The 13588-nt window shown below is 70.1% G+C and carries 20 protein-coding genes; 17 read left to right on the forward strand and 3 right to left on the reverse strand.

Features of this window, described 5'->3' with window-relative positions; genetic code table 11:
* The first annotated feature begins 29 nt into the window (after positions 1–29).
* The 9 genes from ACQPY4_RS38915 (at position 30) to ACQPY4_RS38955 (ending at position 7245) form a co-directional block, all read left to right on the forward strand.
* The gene (locus ACQPY4_RS38915) at positions 30–473 is read left to right on the forward strand and encodes a hypothetical protein (protein WP_433329893.1); all 444 of its coding nucleotides are present in this window, start codon (positions 30–32) and stop codon (positions 471–473) included.
* A gap of 5 nt (positions 474–478) precedes the next feature.
* Positions 479–793, forward strand: a complete 315-nt coding sequence (locus ACQPY4_RS38920) for a hypothetical protein (protein ID WP_433329895.1) — start codon at positions 479–481, stop codon at positions 791–793.
* Positions 794–796: 3 nt separating this feature from the next.
* Entirely contained in the window at positions 797–1462 is a 666-nt protein-coding gene (locus tag ACQPY4_RS38925) for a JmjC domain-containing protein (protein ID WP_433329897.1), read from the forward strand.
* Between the two features lie 115 nt (positions 1463–1577).
* The gene (locus tag ACQPY4_RS38930; RefSeq protein WP_433329899.1) at positions 1578–3509 is read left to right on the forward strand and encodes a tetratricopeptide repeat protein; all 1932 of its coding nucleotides are present in this window, start codon (positions 1578–1580) and stop codon (positions 3507–3509) included.
* 4 nt (positions 3510–3513) lie between these two features.
* Positions 3514–4335 carry a hypothetical protein gene (locus ACQPY4_RS38935; RefSeq protein WP_433329901.1) on the forward strand — a complete coding sequence of 274 codons (822 nt, stop codon included), beginning with the start codon at positions 3514–3516 and terminating at the stop codon, positions 4333–4335.
* Positions 4256–5758, forward strand: a complete 1503-nt coding sequence (locus ACQPY4_RS38940; RefSeq protein WP_433329903.1) for a B12-binding domain-containing radical SAM protein — start codon at positions 4256–4258, stop codon at positions 5756–5758. Before ACQPY4_RS38935 ends, ACQPY4_RS38940 begins: the two co-directional genes overlap by 80 nt.
* Positions 5755–6516, forward strand: coding sequence for a dTMP kinase (gene tmk, locus ACQPY4_RS38945; protein WP_433329905.1), 762 nt, complete (start codon positions 5755–5757; stop codon positions 6514–6516). The genes ACQPY4_RS38940 and tmk overlap by 4 nt, the downstream gene beginning before the upstream one ends.
* A complete protein-coding gene (locus ACQPY4_RS38950) occupies positions 6470–6928 on the forward strand; it encodes an NUDIX hydrolase (RefSeq protein ID WP_433329907.1) in 459 nt (152 codons plus the stop codon). Before tmk ends, ACQPY4_RS38950 begins: the two co-directional genes overlap by 47 nt.
* A 50-nt stretch (positions 6929–6978) precedes the next feature.
* Positions 6979–7245 (forward strand): hypothetical protein, encoded by a 267-nt coding sequence (locus ACQPY4_RS38955; protein ID WP_433329909.1) that lies wholly within the window; start codon positions 6979–6981, stop codon positions 7243–7245.
* A gap of 15 nt (positions 7246–7260) precedes the next feature.
* Here the strand turns inward: ACQPY4_RS38955 and ACQPY4_RS38960 are convergent, their stop codons facing one another.
* The 3 genes from ACQPY4_RS38960 to ACQPY4_RS38970 all read right to left on the reverse strand — a co-directional run bounded on the left by ACQPY4_RS38960 (position 7261) and on the right by ACQPY4_RS38970 (position 9302).
* A complete protein-coding gene (locus tag ACQPY4_RS38960) occupies positions 7261–8259 on the reverse strand; it encodes an ATP-dependent DNA ligase (protein ID WP_433329911.1) in 999 nt (332 codons plus the stop codon).
* A gap of 180 nt (positions 8260–8439) precedes the next feature.
* Positions 8440–8691, reverse strand: a complete 252-nt coding sequence (locus ACQPY4_RS38965; RefSeq protein ID WP_433339214.1) for a DUF6504 family protein — start codon at positions 8689–8691, stop codon at positions 8440–8442.
* Positions 8692–8966: 275 nt separating this feature from the next.
* A complete protein-coding gene (locus tag ACQPY4_RS38970; RefSeq protein WP_433329913.1) occupies positions 8967–9302 on the reverse strand; it encodes a hypothetical protein in 336 nt (111 codons plus the stop codon).
* Between the two features lie 57 nt (positions 9303–9359).
* Between ACQPY4_RS38970 and ACQPY4_RS38975 the strand changes: the two genes are divergently transcribed.
* From ACQPY4_RS38975 to ACQPY4_RS39010, 8 genes are all read left to right on the forward strand, one after another.
* Complete coding sequence (locus tag ACQPY4_RS38975; RefSeq protein WP_433329915.1) at positions 9360–9710, forward strand: hypothetical protein; 351 nt, start codon at positions 9360–9362, stop codon at positions 9708–9710.
* Between the two features lie 89 nt (positions 9711–9799).
* Complete coding sequence (locus ACQPY4_RS38980; protein ID WP_433329917.1) at positions 9800–10093, forward strand: hypothetical protein; 294 nt, start codon at positions 9800–9802, stop codon at positions 10091–10093.
* 55 nt (positions 10094–10148) lie between these two features.
* Entirely contained in the window at positions 10149–10388 is a 240-nt protein-coding gene (locus tag ACQPY4_RS38985) for a hypothetical protein (RefSeq protein ID WP_433329919.1), read from the forward strand.
* A 321-nt stretch (positions 10389–10709) separates the two neighbouring features.
* Entirely contained in the window at positions 10710–10877 is a 168-nt protein-coding gene (locus ACQPY4_RS38990; RefSeq protein WP_433329921.1) for a hypothetical protein, read from the forward strand.
* A complete protein-coding gene (locus ACQPY4_RS38995) occupies positions 10874–11446 on the forward strand; it encodes a hypothetical protein (RefSeq protein WP_433329923.1) in 573 nt (190 codons plus the stop codon). Before ACQPY4_RS38990 ends, ACQPY4_RS38995 begins: the two co-directional genes overlap by 4 nt.
* Positions 11443–12027: a hypothetical protein gene (locus tag ACQPY4_RS39000; protein WP_433329925.1), complete on the forward strand. Its 585-nt coding sequence runs from the start codon at positions 11443–11445 to the stop codon at positions 12025–12027. The genes ACQPY4_RS38995 and ACQPY4_RS39000 overlap by 4 nt, the downstream gene beginning before the upstream one ends.
* 114 nt (positions 12028–12141) lie before the next feature.
* Positions 12142–12513 (forward strand): hypothetical protein, encoded by a 372-nt coding sequence (locus ACQPY4_RS39005; protein ID WP_433329927.1) that lies wholly within the window; start codon positions 12142–12144, stop codon positions 12511–12513.
* A gap of 80 nt (positions 12514–12593) precedes the next feature.
* Positions 12594–12923, forward strand: coding sequence for a hypothetical protein (locus ACQPY4_RS39010; protein ID WP_433329929.1), 330 nt, complete (start codon positions 12594–12596; stop codon positions 12921–12923).
* The last annotated feature ends 665 nt before the right edge of the window (positions 12924–13588 follow it).

Consider the following 13588-nt stretch of genomic DNA (forward strand, 5'->3'; position numbering starts at 1 on the left):
CCGACCCGATCTCGCGCAGAGGAGGAGGCATGAGCCATCGATGGGTGCCCGCGCATCTGTGCGGAAACCTGATCGAAAGGACCATCCGAGACGCATGGGCCAAGGAGACCTCCGTCGAGGAGGCCGTCCAGGCCGCGCGCGAGCAACTGTGCCACCTGCTGGCTGACGGGTGGTGCGAACCAGGGGAGCCGGTCACACCGGAGTCGCCGATCGACTCCCTCACCGAGTACGGCATGACGGTCCGGGTCCTGCACCGCCTGCGGTCGTGGCGTCAGGCTCCCCAAGACTTGGCGCCGACGACGGTAGCCGATGTGCACGCGCTCGCGGCGGCGGGCCGGCTCACCTTGGCCGACCAGATCGGCACGGCCTGCGTCCGCGAGATCACAGCGGCCCTGCTCCGCGCGGGACTCCCACACCCGACCCCAGATTCCGACCCGGGCTCAGAGCCCTCTTCCGCCCACACGAAAGGGTGAACCTCATGATCAGGACGCTGGAAACGGCCCTGGCGCACGCACCGAACGCATCGTCCGGCCAGGCCGCGGGCCTGCGCAACGGTGACGGTCTTGCCGGTATCTCTAGTCACGACTTCGAGGTGATGCGGTCGGCTGCACTTCGCGTCCTGGAAGCTGACGGTGACGCCGACACCTCGGCGGTGACCGGATCGCTGCGGGAGCTGCTGGAGGGCGCCGGTCCGGACGCCGCCGGGAAGGTGTCGGCCGGCCGCGCCACCTACGACAAGGTGGCGGGCGCCCACTGGTGCGTTATGGCGCACCTGCCGCACGTGGAGCGCTGACCCGTGAGCCTAGAGGAGACACAGGCCGCGCGCGTCACCGGAATCCTGTGGGCGGCCATCCACAGCTTCGGCGGCACCGGCATCCTCCCCTGCGCCGGTCATCGACATCACCGGGCGGCGTTCGACCCCGAATGGCTGGCCACGCTGCCCCTGCCGGTAGACCATGACCGGCCCGGGGATGCTCCGGTCGCGTTGCTCGACGAGCAACGCAAGTTCGACCGGCACACCGACGAGGGCGTGCTCAGGCAGGCGTACAAGGTCCGTCGGCGAACCCGCGTGTATGAGGACATCGGACGCGACACTCCCCACGCCTGGTACTCCCACGTAGCGCAGCACCTGGGGCGGCTGGCCGCCAGCGACCTTCAGGTCGTGTGCTCCATCTTCCAATCCAACTGTGGGGATGCGGGCCTGGCCGCGCATTGGGACACCTGGTACGGCGCCATCGTGCAGATCAGCGGAGCGAAAACCTGGCGGATCGGTCCCGGGCTGTTCAACAACGCGGACCCACTGGAAGTGCTCACCACCACCGCAGGTGATGTGCTGCTGCTGCCCAAAGGGCTGCCGCACCGCGTCGACACACCACCGAGCCCCGGTACCTCCCTGCACCTGACCTTCGCTATCGACCGAGAAGACATCCCAACCGATACTGCGGCCGGTCATGCCCGGTAACCAGTTCGACGGGAGCGCCGGGAGCGCTGGGCACGTGGTCCAGACAGGGGCTGTCCACGGCGGGATCCACCTGTCCGTCGACAACCCCTGCCCGGCCGCCACCGGATCGGTGGCCATGGCATCCAGAGCGGCCGCTCGGGCCACGGTCGGGCCGCCGCGGCAACTGCCCGCCGCCACCGACCTAGTTGACCGCCGCGCCGAGCGCCAGGCCCTCGACCTCGTGGTCCAGAGCGCCGCTGATAAGCAGGTCGTGGTGATGGTGCACGGGCCCTCCGGCGTCGGCAAGACAGCGCTGGCGGTGTGCTGGTTGCGCGACGTCCAAGACCAGTACCCCGACGGGGAGCTCTACGCCGATCTGCGCGCCGAGGCGGGCCCGGCGGGATCGGTGGCCGGGGTACGCGCGCGGTGGCTCCGCGCGCTGGGCGTGCCTCCAGAGCTGGTGCCCGATGACCAGCACGAGCAGGCCGGGTTGTGGCGCACCATCACCAGCCGCCGCCGCCTGGCGGTGCTGCTGGACGACATCACCACGGCCGAGCAGGTGATCCAGCTCGCGCCCGTCACCGGCCTGATGATCGCCACCTGCCAGAGCGTGCCAACCGCGTTAGCTGCTCAACGCTGGACGCTCCCCCTGCGGCCCTTGGCCGAGGACGACGCGGTCGCGCTGCTGCGACGAGTGCTGTCCCGAGACCTGGGCCACGTCCCGACCACCGGAACCGGCGACACCCCACAGCTGCGTGTGCTGGCGCGCCGCTGCGGGTACCTGCCGCTGGCGCTGTGCGCCGCCGCAGCATCCGGCCTGCCCGCCGCCGCCAACCCGGCGGCCAGCACCGATGAGACCTTGGAGAACGTCATCGCCTCCGCGCGTGAACGCCTGCCGCAGTCCGCCGCCCGCGCCTATGAGCTGCTAGCCGCAGCACCCATCCGTCACTTCAACCTGGTCACCGCGACCGCAGCGCTCGACGTCGATCCCCCAGACGCCCAGGCCCAGCTCACCGCACTGGAGCAGGCGCACCTGCTCACCGCCACCACAGACGGCCGGTACAAGTTCGCCTCCGCTGAGGATGCCCGCTCGGCCGCCACCGCACTGTCGGCCGCCGAACAGGACGCGGTGTTCGCCCGGGTACGAGACCGCTACCTCGCGGACGCGATCAACGCCAGCGACGCGGCACGGCCCACCTCGCCCAGCGCACGAACAAGCGGGGAGGCGAAGCCGCCCACCCTGACGGCGCGGGAAGCGCTGGAGTGGCTCGAGCGGGAGCACCTCAACATCGCCGACCTGACCCGCACCGCCCACCGGCGCGGCGAGTACCGCACAGTGCTCCAACTCGTCCGCGCCCTATGGCCAGCGTGCCGCCTGCGGATCATCCCGGTTGACCTCTGGCAGGAACTGGAGGCTCTCGCCCAAGTCGCAGCCGACCGCACCGCCATCCGCCGCGACCGAGCGCAGGTTCGGTACCGGCGCGCCATCTGCCTGATACGCGCCCGCGACTTCCAAGCCGCCGCGACATGCCTCGACCAGGCCGAGGAACTGTGGCGACACCCGCCCGAACCGGACAGGCTCGCCGGGATCCAGCGCCGCCGGGGCCACCTGCACCGCGCGAAAGGGGAGCTGGACCAGGCCATCACCTACTACCAGGAAGCGCTGGCTAGCTACCAGCGGCTTACCATGTCCAAGGACCCGCAGCGCGAGCGCCACTGCGCGCTGACCCGCCTCGACCTAGCGGCCGCCCACCTGGACCTGGACCAGCCCACGACCGCGCTCCTCTACGCCTTGCAGGCCCGTGAACATTTCGCCGTCGCCGACGGCCAGCTGGTCGACCACGGCCGCAGCCACCGCTACCTCGGCTTGGTCTATACCCGCCTCGCGCAGTTCGGCGCCGCCGCCGAGCACCTGCGGGCCGCGCATACCCTCGCCGACCAACTCGGCGCCGCCGCCGAACTCCAAGCGGTCACCGACGCCTGCGAGGAGCTCGTCCGGGCCAGCGGCCAGCCCGCACTGGTTCAGACACCGACGCCTCAGGGTGAGCCTGGCCACCGAGGAGGATGACGCTATGACCACCACGATGCGTGACCACCCGGGCTGGGATCTGATCGGCGGCGTCTGGCGCCGCGCGGCCGCCGCCGATGCCGACCATGCCGAGCCTGTGCTCCTGGACGACCCGGCGGACGCCGAGCTGCTGCACCTGGGCGCGCTCCCGGCGACCGTGCCCGCCGGTCTGCGCGACGCGCTGGAGCAGCTAGGGCCGGTCCGGCGGTGGCGCAACCCCAGCCTGTGGGATGCGCTGGCCACGGCGATCATCCGGCAGGTCGTCCGCGCCGACCAGGCCCGCATTCAACACCGCCGTTTCCGCGAGACGTTCGGCCCCCGCGCGGACGGTGCCGGTGCCAGTGCGGTCCACGCGCTGCCCGCTCCGGCGACGGTCGCCGCGCTGAGCACCGAGCAGTTCCGCGGAGTCGGGTTGGCGTTCAAGGCCGATGCGCTGCGTGCGGCCGCCACCGCCTACCTCGACCAGCACGCTGCCTGGGCCGCGCTGTCGGCGGCCGAGCTGGTGCAGGCGCTGCAGGCCGTTCCCCGGGTCGGGCCGTGGACCGCTGGCGCGGCCGTGGCCGATCACCGCCACGACTGGTCGCTGTACCCCTACGACGACCTGGCCGTCCGGACCTGGGCCCGCACCGCCGCGCCGCAGGAGACCTGGCCCGATAGTGCCAGGCCGTTCGCCGAGCGGTGGCGGCGCATCGCCGGTGCGCAGCTCGGCCCCATCACCCTTTTCACCCTCGCCTGGGGAGCACACCATGTCCACACCTCCACGGCACGACCCCCCGACCCCCACCCCGGCCAACCTCCAGAAACTGGCCGTGATCGCCGGGGCTGACCTCACCCGCCCGCTGGACTGCCTGTTCGTCAACGCCCCGCTGCGCGACTACGGCGCCCGGCCCCGCGTCAACGACTTCACGCTGCCGGTGCTGGGGATGGCCTACATCGCCACCGCCGCCCGCGCCGCCGGGTTCAACGTCGGGGTCCTGGACGCCGAAGCCGCCGGGCTGCCGGTCGCCGACGTCATAGCGATGATGAACCAGGTCGCGCCGCGCTGGGCCGGGTTCAACCTGCTCGCCCCCACCTACGAGGTGGCGGCGCGGATCGCCGCCGGGCTCGACCCGGCGATCCGGGTGATGCTCGGCGGCCACCACGCCAAGGCGATGCCGGCCCCGATCCTGACCGACCCGCGTATGCGCCGCGCCCAGGCCCTGGTGGCAGGCGAGGCCGAGACCCGCGTCATCGAACTCCTGCACGATCACCATGCCCGCGAGCGCCTGCCCGGCGTGATGTGGCTGGACGCCGACGGGAATCTGGCGCGGGGCCGTGGCGGGGAGCCCGCTCACCTGGCGCCCGACCTGGACGCCCTGCCCGTCGTGGATCGCCGGTTCCTGGCCCAGGACCCCCGCCGCGCCGACGACGGGCGCATCGAGGCGAACATGGTCGCCGCCCGCGGCTGCCCGTATGACTGCTCGTTCTGCGGCGCCGCAGTCTCAGCCAACCCCGACATCACCATCCGGGTCCGGGACCCCTACAAGCTGCTGGAGGAGATGACCGACCTCCACCACCAGCGCCAGGTGACCGCGTTCCGGTTCGTCGACGACCTGTTCCTGGGAACACGCCGCGTCATCACCACGATGATGGAGGCGTTCGCCCGCGCCCGGGTGGCCGACTGGGCGGTGTGGGACGCCACCGGCCGGATCAACGTGCTGCACCGCGCCAGCGACGAGACGCTCGACCAACTGGTCGACAACGGGCTGCGCGAGGTCGCGCTCGGGATCGAATCGGGCAGCGAACGGCTGCTGCGCTATGTCGACAAGCGCATCACCCCGGACATGGTCCGCTCGGTCGTGCGGCGCCTGACCGAGCGCGACATCGCGGTGAAGGGCTACTTCATCCTGGGGTTTCCCACCGAGACCCGCGCCGAGCTCGCCGAGACAGTCACCCTGGTCCACGACCTGTGGGACCTCACCAGCCCGCTGCCGGGCCGGTTCCGCGCGAGCGTGTTTGAGTTCCGGCCCTACCCCGGCACCCCCGAATGGGATCGGCTCATCGCCACCGGCCGCTACACCCCCAGCCAGCTCCTGAACTACGCGGCGATCGACCTCACCAACGACGGCGGCCAGGAGGCCATGCGGGCCCGCGACGAGTTCAACTTCTCCGTCGGCATCCAGTTCGGCGACGCCCCACTGGACGAGATCCGAGCCGCGCTGGTCGAGCTGTCGACGTTGCAGCACGACCTGCTGGAGCAGGACGCATGAACACCGGCCCCACCGCGCCCCGCCCCCGGCCGCGTCCGGCGCTCGCCCCGGCCGGGTCAGCGCGCGGACGCCGACGTCGAGGGCTGCTGGTCAGCTTCGACGGGCCCGGCTGCGCCGGGAAGACGACCCTGGCCGCGCGAGTGGCGCAGCGACTCGCCCGCGACAACATCCCGCACCTGCTCACCCGGGAACCCTCCGACGGGCCGCTGGGCAGCCTGGCCCGCACCGGCACCCACCACTTCCACGGCCACACCCTGGCCTGCCTGGTCGCCGCCGACCGCTACCACCACCTCGACCAGCAAATCCGCCCCGCTCTGGCGGCCGACGCCGTCGTGCTGTGCGACCGGTACGTGCTGTCCTCCCACGCCTTCCAGGTCCTCGACGGCGTCGACCCCGCCTTCGTCCAGGCGCTCAACGCCCACGCCGATGCCCCCGGCCTGGCCGTCGTCCTCACCTGCGAGCCCGCCGAACTCGCCCGCCGCCTGACCGCCCGCGGCTCGCACGGCCGATTCGAGGACGACCCCGACTTCCCCGCCCGCGAACACGCCCGCTACCGCGACCTCAACCCCGCGCTGATCGGCGACGCGACCGAGACGCTGCACCTGGACTCCACCCGCACCGACACCGAATCACTGGCAAACACCGTGGTCACAGCCGTACACGCACTACGCTCGGTCCCCGGCACGGCCAAGCAGACCACAGCGGGGGACCATGACCGACCGGTACACAGCGACGATCGACGTCCACGTGATCCTTGAACGCGCAGAGGAGATCCTGCTGCTGGAGCGGCAGAACACCGGCTACTGCGACGGCATGCTTCACCTGCCCTCCGGCCACCTGGAAGACGGGGAGACGATCCCGGCCGGGGCCGCCCGCGAACTCGCCGAGGAAACCGGCGTTCACGCCGATCCCGCCGACCTGCGGCTGGTCGCGGTCGTGCACCACCACCAGCGTCACGACCTGGCCCGCATCGGGTTCTTCTTCGCCACCGCCCGCTGGGACGGCGAACCCCGCAACACCGAACCTCACAAATGCGGGAAGCTGCTGTGGTGCGATCCGCGCGTCCTGCCGTCCAACACCATCGACTACCCCGCCGCAGGGATCAACTCCTACCTCACCAACACCCCACTCACCGTGCACGGCTGGCCCGGCGCCACCCAGCAGCGGTAGCGCCTCGAGCGCAGCCCTGACCTGCGGAACACCCGGCGTAGCATGAGCCCGTGAGCGACATACCGGACGACCTGATCCGCCTGCGACGCGAGTTCGATGACCTCGGGCGGCGGTGTGAGGAGATCGACGCCGCACTACCCAGCGGCGTGGAGATCGTCGATGGGGCGGCCGTGGACTGGGGACCGCTGGACGCCGCACGCGCGCAGCGGGCCAAGACCCTTCTGGAGATCTACACCCATCCCTGGGTCACCGACCAGCCCAACCCGAACGCGGCGCTCGCCCAGGTCAGGGACGCGGCCCGAACGGCACCAGCCTGAGGGCGCGCCGGACAGCTATTCCACGTCGAGATCGAGCGGGACCTGTCCTGGGTGAAGGTCGGGACGCACGTCCTCCAGGCGGGCCAGATGGCGCCAACGGCCATGCGCCGTGGCGATGTCCACCGCCACCTCCACCACCAGCGTCGGCTCCACCCGCACGTAGGCGAGCGGCGCACCAGACTTGGGCAGGCCACTGGCCCAGGTCGCGGGTAGTTCGGCCGGCCAGGGATGCTCGTGCTCGGCGCTGGCGGTGGCCAGCGCTCGAGCCGCGAACTGCGCGGCGAGCTCGCTGCGCAACCGGGCCGGTGGCGGACCGGTCCGGCCGACCATCCGCAACCGGCCCCCGTCCGACGGAAACCGGCCCAGCAGCAGCCCCCGCACCGCCGAGAGCGAGCCCGTGTAGCCGCCGCAGACCGCCAGGGTCTCGTCGTAGTGCTTGAGCTTGTACCAGCCCCGCACCCCCGGCCGGTACCTCCCGTCAGCCGCCTTGATCAGCACCCCCTCCACCGCCTGGTCGACCAGCACCTCCAGCCAGATCCGAGCGCGGGCCTCCGAGGTCTCCTGGGGGCACAGCAGCACCAGGCCGGTGCCGTCGGCGTCGCGCAGCAGTTCCTCCAGGACGCGGCGTCGCTCGTGCAGCGGACGCGACCGCAGATCGCCGTGCCCCGGCGCCTCAAGGCAGTCGAACACCACGTAGCTGATGGGTTTGGCCTGGGCAAGCTGGGCGGCGCGGCGGTGACCGACGCCTAGACGTTGCTGAAGTACGGCGAAGTCGAGGCGGCCGGTCGCCGGCGACCAATGGACGAGTTCACCGTCCAGGACGGACCCGGCCGGAACCGTCGCCTTGAGCGCCACAGCCGTCTCGGGGAACGACCTGGTCAACTGGGTCAGGGCCCGGGAGTACAGCTCGACGCGGCCACCGACACACAGAGCCAGGCAGCGGAACCCGTCGAACTTCGGCTCGTACACCCAATCGCCGCTCTCAGGGAAATCGTCGACGGACTGGGCGAGCATCGGCGGCACAGGACGGCGGATATGCATGACGTGGCAAGCCCCCGAACACCTCGTCCCGCCACGCCCCTCTCACCTGCAGTCTTGCCCGCTCGAGCCGCACGAACACCTGCCCCCGCGCGGCGCGGGACGGGGGCCGACAAGCGACAGCACGCTGCGCGAGGGCAGGGCGGCGAGCTGGCTTCAGTCCAGGACGCCCACGATCCGCCAGGCATCCTCGCTGCTGTCATGAGCGATCTCGACCACGCCCTGGCCATGGTTGCTGGCCGCCTCCAGGCGCCAGAACCGCACACGGGGGAACTGGCCGTCGTCTCGCAGCCACCACTCGCCCGTCTCCACCCAGTGCTCCAGAACGCTGGTCACGCGGTAGCGGCGGCCGCGCCACGTCCACCCCATCGGTGGTACGTCTTCTTCCGCGTCCGCGGCGACGTCCACCTCGGCCAAGCGTTCGTTGTAGCGGCGCACAAGCCTGTCGTACCCACCCGTCCACCGCCCTCCCAGAACTTCGCGATCTATGGCGGGGCACGTCGTGCGAGGAACCTCGATCGTCGGTGGACTCACCCACCGACAGCTACCTCGGGCCTGCCCGCGTCTTCGGGTCGACTGAGCGGCAGTCCGTCATCGGCTGCTCGCGTACGCCCTCCGAGCCTGAGTACCTCGCCCGTCCGGGTGATCGTCTCCGGGTATCGGTCTACGGTCCGGTCAGGCGATCACGCATGGCTGCCTTGCCCACCGGAGATGGGCTCTCTTTTCGCCTCCTTTCCACCGGCGCGGCCGTCGGCGATCTGCGCGGCGCGCCCACGCGAGGTCCCAATCGCCGCGCCCACCTCGGCATGGCTTAGACCGGCGCGCCGCAGCTGCAGGACGTCGCTCTGGCGGGCCCCGCGGAGGTCGGCCTGCAGGTCGGGGATGGCTTCAAGCAGGGCGGTTAGGGCACGGCCGCGGGTTGCCGGGTCTTCGATGTCCATGAATGTGCCACTAAAGCTGCGCACTGCTTCGTTGACCTGCTGTTTTATCTCGTCATCGGTGGGATTACGTGACTCCATGAGCTAAGTGTAAGGGGTGGGTAGACAAACTGTATGGGGACCCCATACACTCGAAGCATGACGACGGAAAAGATCGCCCGCCCCTTCGAGGCCAACTACCCCTTCGAGGCCCGCGAAACTCTGCGACGGATCCACACCATGATCGCCAGAGCTGCGGCCGACATGATCGACGAGAACCCGCAGATCCGACCCACGCGCGCGGTTCGCGTCCTGTTCGACGCCCTCACCGATCGCCTGGCCGCCGAGCACCCCACGACCCTCGCCGTCTACGCGAAGGCCATGCGAATGGCAGCAGCCCCCGAGATGGACTACCGGCGCTTCATGAGCTTTGTCGATCGTGACGTACGAATCCGGCTGGCCGGGGACCGGCTCCGCCTGGTCGAAGACCGAAAGGTCGCGGGCGCCTAGGCCCTGCGTCAGGTCGGTCTCCGAACCGGCCTGACGCAGGCTCTCCGAGCCCACCAGAACCGAACAACCACTAGACCCCAGGTAGACGCATGGACAAGATCAACAACCTCGCCAGCGACACTACCCTGACAACTGTCGTTTACTCGGACGAGCCCGACTCCCTGCCGACCTGCACACACGGGTCCCCAGTCCGAAGCGTCACCGTCGTCGACCACCTCCGCAAGTCAGAGGTCGACCCGTACGGCGACATCGAGGGTCCCGTCTCGGTCGCGATGCTCGCCGACATGAAGACGGGGCGAGACCTCGAGATCCGGCACACCAGGGACAGAAGCCGATTCGCGCTCGGCCTCCTCCACGCCGACCGCTGCCGCACCGAACTCTGAATCCCCACTCTGGCCCACCCCAGGACGCCAGAGTCCCACGAAAGGGATTACGAGCATGATGATCACTAGCCCCGAGCTGAACCGCCGCATCGAAGGCACACTGGATGAACTGATCGCCTACCTCGACCCGGCCAGTCGTGAGCAGCACGTTCAGGAGCGATACCACCGAGCGCAGGCCGACCGGGGCAACCCGGCGCCCTGGCGGGATCTGGCGCAGGCCCTACGTGATGCTGCCGACTTGGCTGACGCTCTCGCCGATCTCACCGCCACCACATCGCCGCAGGAGCCCCGATGAGCGCTCTGCTCCACTCCCAGCGAAGGCGGCCCTGGCTGGTTCTGGACATGGACGACGGCGTGCTTCGACGGGAGCTGGCCCGCGCAGCGCCGCTGCGCCGGGTGAAGTATCACTACGACGCCCCGAAGGTTCTTGAGCGCCTTTTCGATGGCCCCGGCCGGTACTCCTATGTCAGCGGCACTGCGCGCGGCCAATCCAGGTGCGAAGGGCCTGGCCCTCTGGGGAGGGGTTTCCGGCCGCGTCCGGCCACCGGCCCGATCCTCCCCCTACCGTCCGACCCGCGACCTACCGTTGGAACATTGCCACGAAGGAGAGCCCAGGATGACCTTCACCTCCAGCGACCTGCGCGACCGGGTCAGCCTCGCCACCGACGCCATCGTCGAGGAGATCGTCACCCGTCACGGCGTCGTCCCGGTGGCCGACCTTGAGCACCGACTGACCGGCGCGAAGGCAACGTCCGTCCGCCCTTCGAGCAAAGGATCCCCATGACCACTCTCGCCACGCTGCTCGCCCACGCGGCGACTGGCGAAGAGATCAACACCGCCGACGGTGAGCGCATCCGTATCGGCTTGGACGCCGCCGCCCGCCTCTTTGCGACTGTCGCGGCCGACGACGACGCAGGCGCGTTCGGTTCGATCGACCACGACGACGTCGGGCCCCTGCCCGTCCTCCTCGAAGACTCGGCCGGGGAACTGGTCATCGTCAACGTCCACGGCCTGCGCTACAGCATCGACCTCGAACCCGCCGGGGGCGACGAAACAGTCATTCGCCTGTGTGAGGCGAAGGGCTGCCCGGCCAGCGCGCTCGGCCTGGCCCGTCTCGCGCGCGTATGCGAAAAGCACCTGACGCTTCTCACTCCGTACATGGAGTTCCTGCTCGGCGTCCCGCGCGCTGGCGACGCTCGGGTTCCCGGTTGGGAGGCCACGGCCGAAGCCGACGCCCGCGCCAAGCGGCTGGACGCCTGGGAGCGGGAGATCACCGAGCAGGAGGACCGGCTCGCGCACCGCCACCGGTTCCTCCTCAAGCGCCTGCGCCGTCATCAAGGAGCCATCCAATGAACGCAACGCCTGAACGCGACACCATCTCCGACACGGCGACCAGGATCATCTTGCGCGAGAGCCACGGCCGCCTGGCCGTCACGGACAGCGCCGAGCGTGCTCGCGAACTCGCTGGCGCCGTGGTCGTGTGCGCCGACAGCGGCCCCCGGTGCGTCCACGCCCATGTCGGCCGCGGTGATTGGCAGCTCTGGGATGACGGGGGCGCCACGCTCGGGCGGTGGCTGTGGGATGAGCAGGCCGACATCCCCTCCACTCTCGCCCCCGCCGCTGCCGAGGTGCTCACGCTGGTGTTCGGTGCCGCGAACAGGGCCCAGGACTGGGCCGATCGAGCGTCCTGGCACCCTCTGCGGGACGCGGTCACCCACGAGACCACGGTTACCGGCCACGACGCCGCCGAGAGAAGGATTCCCGCGCCGGGGGGACGCGTCTACGGAACCGGCGTCAAGGACCACACGAAGGTCCTCCGCCATCACGTGGTGCTTGCGGACGGGCGAACGGTCACACTCCAAGAGGTCCGTCAGTTCGTCACGGCTGCCACCGACGATCCCTTTGAGGAGTACACGGTCACCCTGAAAGCGTGACCTTGAGCAAAGCGAAACCCCCCGTCCACCCGAAGGGGAGCGGGGGCGCCCGACCCCCGACCTAATCGTCGAGCAGGGACCCGTACCAGCATCGAGCGAATTCTGGAGCCTGTCATGGCGCTTGTCGTCATCAAGATCATGTGGGATAGCTACACGCCGCCCGTGCCACACAACAGGCTCGGCCAGGTCAACCCGGACGGAGTCCGTTACGACCGCGTCGCAGACCTTCCCGGTCTCGCGACCCCTGACGTTCGCGGCTGGGTGACCGCCCACTTGGAGCAGGTCCGCAGCCACACCGGACGCGACGACGTCCACGCGATGGTGTGCTTCGCAGACGGCCTGGAGCGCAGCCAGGTCGACCCGCCCCACGACCTGGAAGTCACCGTCACTGGCGACGACCAACAGATGATTCGCAGCGCTGCCCGCGCTGACCTCGCGGACTTCTTGGCGCCGCTCGGCCACAGGGTGGATCACCTTCGGGCCTAACCCGCCGGTGCACGACCGAACGGTCATCGCCCGCTACGGCAAAGCCCGCCGCCCGCATCGTCCCCATTCAGGAGAGCGACATGTCCCCGGACCTCACGCACACGGCCGCGACGATCATCGCGCGCGCCCGCGACGCATACGGCGACGCCGACGCCTTCGACTTCCGGGTCGCCGCCGAGGGCATCGCGCCCTTCGGGGGGTTGTACAACGAGACCTACAGCATCGCCAACACCGACCACCTCGTCCGGCCCGGGGACGACGAGTCCGTCATGGCCGAGCGCAAGGACCGCGCGGCCACTCTTTGGGAACAGATACTCCCCGAACTGGAGCGCTACGCCGAGAGCTGCCGGACGGCCAAGTACACCGGCTGGAGCAAGGAGTCCAGCGGCCCCATCCGCCGCGTCCGCTGACCACATCTGGAAGACTGCCCTCCCCGCGCGTGCGGGGAGGGCAGTCTGTTGCCATGTACGCTCCGACTTCGCGATACCGCTACGGCGCCCGCGATACAGAGGCGCGGCGGGCTCATGCCGACCATTCCCGGCAGTGGCGACGCGAGATCGCCGCCGCCATCCTCAGCGCACGAGTCCAACAGGCCGTCGTCGACGCGATCAGGCAAGGCGCGAGCGTGCCCGAGGCAGCCGCAGCGGTCGGTCTGACACAGCAAGCGGTGTACGGCCGGGCGGGCGTCGATTCGGCGTTCGCCACCGCGCTTGACCGCGCGCAGCGGGAGGCGGCGCCAGCGGATACACCGCACGGGACGCCGATGGGGTACCGGTGGTACCGCTGCCGCTGTAGGGCGTGCCGGGCCGTGAAGGGATAACGAAGGCAGCACCATAGCGCCCTGGCCAGGTTCCGTTTGTTCAGGGCGCTTCGCCTCGAAGGAGCGCCCCTCCTGGCAACCGATCAATTCCATGACGTCGAGCCTGGACGGGGTGGGGCAGAGCGCCCCGCTAGGTCGCGGTACCGCAAAGCTCCCCGCTGCAGACCCATGCACCTATAGGGTTCATGGGGCTTGGTCCCTATTGCGAACCCGTGCCGTCAGCACTCAAGCGAGAACGGGACCAGCCCCTTCCCC

Source organism: Spirillospora sp. CA-294931 (genome assembly GCF_050946795.1).
Lineage (GTDB): Bacteria > Actinomycetota > Actinomycetes > Streptosporangiales > Streptosporangiaceae > Spirillospora.